We start from the raw sequence: 4,218 nt of genomic DNA on the forward strand, positions 1-4,218 counted from the left end.
ACCCCCAAGGCTCAGCTCAGCACGGCGGCTCAGCTCAACTCAGTCGGGCCGCCGCCCCAAGAGGGCTTGGAGCTTGTCGGCGCCCACGGGCTCCTCGGCCAGCAGGGGCACCAGGGCATAGCGCTCGGCATGCTGGCGCGCCACGGCCTCGATATAGGGCAGTTCCTTGAGCGCCCGCGCCCGCAGCAGGGCCGAGCGCGGGCCGGTGGCGGCCACGCTGTTGTTGATGATCCAGGCCCAGGGTTCGATGCCAGCACGCCGCAGGTCTTGCTGCAGGCCCGCCGCCTCCTGGACCGGGGTGTTCTCGGCCAGGGTGACGATCAGCACCTTGGTGCGGCTGCTGTCCTGCAGCTGCATCATGGGCGTGGTGTAGTGCAGGCCCGTGCCCTCCATCTGGCGGGCGATCTCGCGGTGGTAGGCGCCGGTGGCGTCGAGCAGGAGCAGGGTGTGGCCGGTGGGTGCCGTGTCCATGACCACGAACTTGCGGCCCGCCTCGCGGATGATGCGCGAGAAGGCCTGAAAGACGGCGATCTCTTCGGTGCAGGGCGAGCGCAGGTCTTCTTCGAGCATGGCGCGGCCCTGGGCGTCCAGGCCCCGGCCCTTGGTGGCCAGCACCTGCTCGCGGTAGCGCTGGGTCTCGCGCTGCGGGTCGATGCGGCTGACGCTGAACAGGCTGGGCTCTATGCCCAGTGCGCCGGCCAGGGTGTCGTCCAGATGAGCCGCCGGGTCGGAGGTGCTCAGGTGCACGGGCAGCCCGCGCCGCGCCAGCTCCAGGGCCCGGGCGGCGGCCAGGCTGGTCTTGCCCACGCCACCCTGGCCCATGACCATGATGAGCCCGTGCCCCGGTGCGGCCAGGCCGTCCACCAGCTGGGCCAGGCTGGGCGCCGTCTCGCCGGGCAGGGCTGGCGCGGCCGCCTGGGCCGCGGCCGGCAGGGGCGGCGGGCTGACGCTGGCGCTCCCCGCATCCAGCAGCTGGCGCAGCGCCGCCAGGCCCACCAGATCGAAGGGCATGAGCGCGATCTCGTCGCGCGGCAGCTCGCGCAGCACGGCGGGCATGGCGGCCAGGGCCGCCTGCTCGCGCCGCAGCACGGCAGCGGCCAGGGCATCCAGCGGCGCCTCGCTGGCCGGCATCAGGCCATTGATGACCAGGTGCTGGCGGCTCAGGCCCACATGCACCAGCTCGTCGTGGGTGCGCGCCACCTCGCGCAGGCTCGAGGCCTGGGCGCGCGCCACCAGGATCAGGCGGCTGCGGACCGGGTCGGCCAGGGCCTGCACGGCGGCCTTGTACTGGCTGCGCTGCCTTTCCAGACCGGCCAGGGGGCCCAGGCAGGAGGCATCGCCCTTGCCGGCCTCCAGAAAACTGTCCCAGGCGCCGGGCAGCTGCAGCAGGCGGATGGTGTGACCGGTGGGCGCGGTGTCGAAGAGCACATGGTCAAAACGCTGCTCCAGGGCGGCATCGGTGAGCAGGCCGGTGAACTCGTCAAAGGCGGCGATCTCGGTGGTGCAGGCGCCGGAGAGCTGCTCCTCGATGCTCTTGACCACCTCGGCCGGCAGCACGCCGCGCACCGGGCCGGCAATGCGGTCGCGGTAGGCCTGGGCCGCGGCCTGGGGGTCAATCTCCAGCGCCCACAGGCGGGGCACATCCGGCACCGCCGTGATCTGGTTGCCGATGTGCAGGCCGAAGACCTGGCCCACATTCGAGGCCGGATCGGTGCTGACCAGCAGCACGCGCCGCCCCGCATCGGCCAGCTTGAGCGCGGTGGCGCAGGCCAGGGAGGTCTTGCCCACGCCGCCCTTGCCGGTGAAGAAGGCAAAGCGCGGCAGTTGTTCCAGATAGCGCATCAGGCCTCCGCTCAGCAGCACTTGCCGCCGCTGCAGCAGGCACCGGACGCCGACACCGGCGCGCCTGCCTGCTGCGCCGCCAGGCCCAGCCACTGCGCCAGCTGATCACGGCCCGGGTAGCGGCCGGCCAGCACCAGCTGCCCGTCCAGCAGGGTCAGGGGCAGGGCGCCCTGGCCCGCACGCTCAAGAAATTCGCGCACCAGGGCGTTCTCGGCAAAGGCAAGGGGCTGCTGGGCCAGATTGAAGCGCTCGACGCTACCGCCCTGGCTGCGGGCCCAGTCGATATCGGCCGCGGCGCGCACCAGCTGCTCGTCCAGCTCGGGGCCGCAAACACCGCTGCTGCAGCACAGGGCGGGGTCAAAGATCTGGATCTGGGGCATGGAGAACTCCTTGAAGTCTGCCAACCGGCACAGGGCCAGTTTGCGCGGGTTTTCTGACGCAGGGCTTGTGTTGCGTCAATATTTCCAATTCTATAGAATTATCTAACTATGGAAGAGACCGACGTCATTCGCGCCCTGGCCGCCCTGGCCCAAGCCCACCGGCTCAAGGTGTTTCGCCTGCTGGTGGTGGCCGGTCAGCAGGGCCTGACCCCCGGGGCCCTGGCGGAGGCGCTGGAGCTGCCCGCGGCCACCCTGTCCTTTCACCTCAAGGAGCTCAGCCACGCCGGCCTGGTGACGCAGGAGCGGGTCAGCCGCCATCTGGTCTACCGCGCGGCCTTCGGGCAGATGAACGAGCTGCTGGCCTATCTCACCGAGAACTGCTGCCAGGGCCAGGCCTGCCTGAACCCTTCAACCACCAAGAACTGCTGCTGAGCACACGCATGAGCACCCACGCCCTGATCCTTTGCACCCACAACTCCGCCCGCAGCGTGCTGTCCGAGGGCATGCTCAACCATCTGGCCCGTCGGCTGGGCCGGGATGTGCAGGCCCATAGCGCCGGCAGCGCCCCCAGCGGCCGGCTCAACCCCTTCGCCCTGGAGGCCCTGCAGAACGCGGGCGTGGACACCAGCGGCTACCGCAGCAAGAGCTGGGACGAGTTCACCGGCCCCGAGGCGCCGCCGCTGTCCATCGTGATCACCGTGTGCGACAGCGCCGCGGCCGAGCAGTGCCCCGTGTTCTTTGGTGGCCAGGGCCAGCCGGTCAAGGTGCACTGGGGCTACCCGGACCCCTCCACTGCCGAGGGCGGCGATGAGGGCAAGCGCCGCGCCTTCGAGCTGACGCGCCAGGCCATCGGCTACCGCATGCTGCAGCTGCTGGCCCTGCCGCTAGAGCGCATGGACCGCAGCGAGCTGGCGGCCGCGCTGAACGCCATCGCCAAGAGCTGAGGACGCCCTATGAGCGCGCGCATTTCGCAGAAGCTGCTGGCCGAGGCCCTGGGCACGGCCCTGCTGCTGGCCGTGGTCATCGGCTCGGGCATCATGGCCGAGCGCCTGTCGGGCGGCAATGTGGCCCTGGCCCTGCTGGCCAACACCCTGGCCACGGTGGGCGGCTTGTATGTGCTGATCGAGGTCTTCGGTCCGCTCAGCGGCGCGCACTTCAATCCGGCCGTGTCCCTGGTGATGAGCCTGCGTGGCGAGCTGGCGCCGCGCCTGCTCCTGCCCTATGTGCTGGCCCAGCTGCTGGGCGCGGCCTGCGGAGCCTGGCTGGCGCACGCCATGTTCGAGCTGAACCTGCTGCAGTTCTCCAGCAAGCTGCGCGGCGGCACGGGCCAGTGGATCGCCGAGGCGGTGGCCACCTTCGGCCTGCTGCTGGTGATCCTGCGCGCGCCGGGCACGCGGGTGGCGGCCATGGTGGCCGCCTATATCGGCGCGGCCTACTGGTTCACGGCCTCCACCTCCTTCGCCAATCCGGCGGCGGTGTTCGGCCGCATGTTCAGCGACAGCTTTGCCGGCATCGCCCCGGCCAGCGCCCTGGGCTTTGTGCTGGCCCAGCTGCTGGGGGCTCTGGCCGCCCTGGGCGTGCATCGCCTGCTGAGCGCCGCCCCAGGCCGCCCCGCACCCGAACAGAAGACCATGGCCGCTGCCAGCACCCAGCGCGGCTGAGCGAGCCGAGTGAGCTGAATAGGCTCAGGGGGCTGCGGCCCCCTTGTTTCAAACCAGATAGTTGCTACACACACCCAAATGCCCGACTTGAATCTGCCCTCGGACGCCAGCCCCGGCAATCTGCTGCGCGAGGTGGCGCGTCTGTACACCCGGGCCCAGCGCGTGGTGGCCGACTGCTGCCGCAGCACCAGCACCCAATGCCATCTGCTCACCGAGCTGGCGCGCTCCGGCCCGCTGCCACTGTCGGAGCTGGGCCTGCGCCTGAGTCTGGAGAAGAGCTGGGTGTGGCGCGCGGTGGAGGCCATGGCTGCCCGTGGCTGGGTGAGCAAGGTGCC

The 4,218-nt window shown here is 70.7% G+C and carries 6 protein-coding genes; 4 read left to right on the forward strand and 2 right to left on the reverse strand.

Going from position 1 to position 4,218, the window contains the following annotated elements; all coding sequences use genetic code 11:
• Positions 1-39: 39 nt before the first annotated feature.
• Together arsA and arsD are read right to left on the reverse strand one after the other, a co-directional pair.
• Positions 40-1,842, reverse strand: coding sequence for an arsenical pump-driving ATPase (gene arsA, locus ACK5F2_RS16830; protein WP_409866726.1), 1,803 nt, complete (start codon positions 1,840-1,842; stop codon positions 40-42).
• A gap of 11 nt (positions 1,843-1,853) precedes the next feature.
• The gene (gene arsD, locus ACK5F2_RS16835) at positions 1,854-2,222 is read right to left on the reverse strand and encodes an arsenite efflux transporter metallochaperone ArsD (protein ID WP_409866714.1); all 369 of its coding nucleotides are present in this window, start codon (positions 2,220-2,222) and stop codon (positions 1,854-1,856) included.
• A 108-nt stretch (positions 2,223-2,330) separates the two neighbouring features.
• Here arsD and ACK5F2_RS16840 point away from each other — a divergent pair, with 108 nt between their 5' ends.
• The 4 genes from ACK5F2_RS16840 to ACK5F2_RS16855 all read left to right on the forward strand — a co-directional run.
• Positions 2,331-2,654 (forward strand): ArsR/SmtB family transcription factor, encoded by a 324-nt coding sequence (locus ACK5F2_RS16840; protein WP_409866716.1) that lies wholly within the window; start codon positions 2,331-2,333, stop codon positions 2,652-2,654.
• Between the two features lie 8 nt (positions 2,655-2,662).
• Positions 2,663-3,166: an arsenate reductase ArsC gene (locus ACK5F2_RS16845; RefSeq protein ID WP_409866719.1), complete on the forward strand. Its 504-nt coding sequence runs from the start codon at positions 2,663-2,665 to the stop codon at positions 3,164-3,166.
• 9 nt (positions 3,167-3,175) lie between these two features.
• The gene (locus ACK5F2_RS16850) at positions 3,176-3,883 is read left to right on the forward strand and encodes an aquaporin (RefSeq protein WP_409866721.1); all 708 of its coding nucleotides are present in this window, start codon (positions 3,176-3,178) and stop codon (positions 3,881-3,883) included.
• Positions 3,884-3,961: 78 nt separating this feature from the next.
• The coding region (locus tag ACK5F2_RS16855) for a MarR family winged helix-turn-helix transcriptional regulator (RefSeq protein ID WP_409866723.1) at positions 3,962-4,218 on the forward strand (257 nt) is incomplete at its 3' end.

Origin of the sequence: Roseateles sp. (genome assembly GCF_046300915.1) — a bacterium.
Taxonomy (GTDB): domain Bacteria; phylum Pseudomonadota; class Gammaproteobacteria; order Burkholderiales; family Burkholderiaceae_C; genus Kinneretia.

What these genes read in the sequence shown, in the direction of transcription:
- arsA (WP_409866726.1), bottom strand. Translation starts at nt 1,842, where the DNA reads ATGCGCTATCTGGAACAACTGCCGCGCTTTGCCTTCTTCACCGGCAAG.
- arsD (WP_409866714.1), bottom strand. Translation starts at nt 2,222, where the DNA reads ATGCCCCAGATCCAGATCTTTGACCCCGCCCTGTGCTGCAGCAGCGGT.
- ACK5F2_RS16840 (WP_409866716.1), top strand. Translation starts at nt 2,331, where the DNA reads ATGGAAGAGACCGACGTCATTCGCGCCCTGGCCGCCCTGGCCCAAGCC.
- ACK5F2_RS16845 (WP_409866719.1), top strand. Translation starts at nt 2,663, where the DNA reads ATGAGCACCCACGCCCTGATCCTTTGCACCCACAACTCCGCCCGCAGC.
- ACK5F2_RS16850 (WP_409866721.1), top strand. Translation starts at nt 3,176, where the DNA reads ATGAGCGCGCGCATTTCGCAGAAGCTGCTGGCCGAGGCCCTGGGCACG.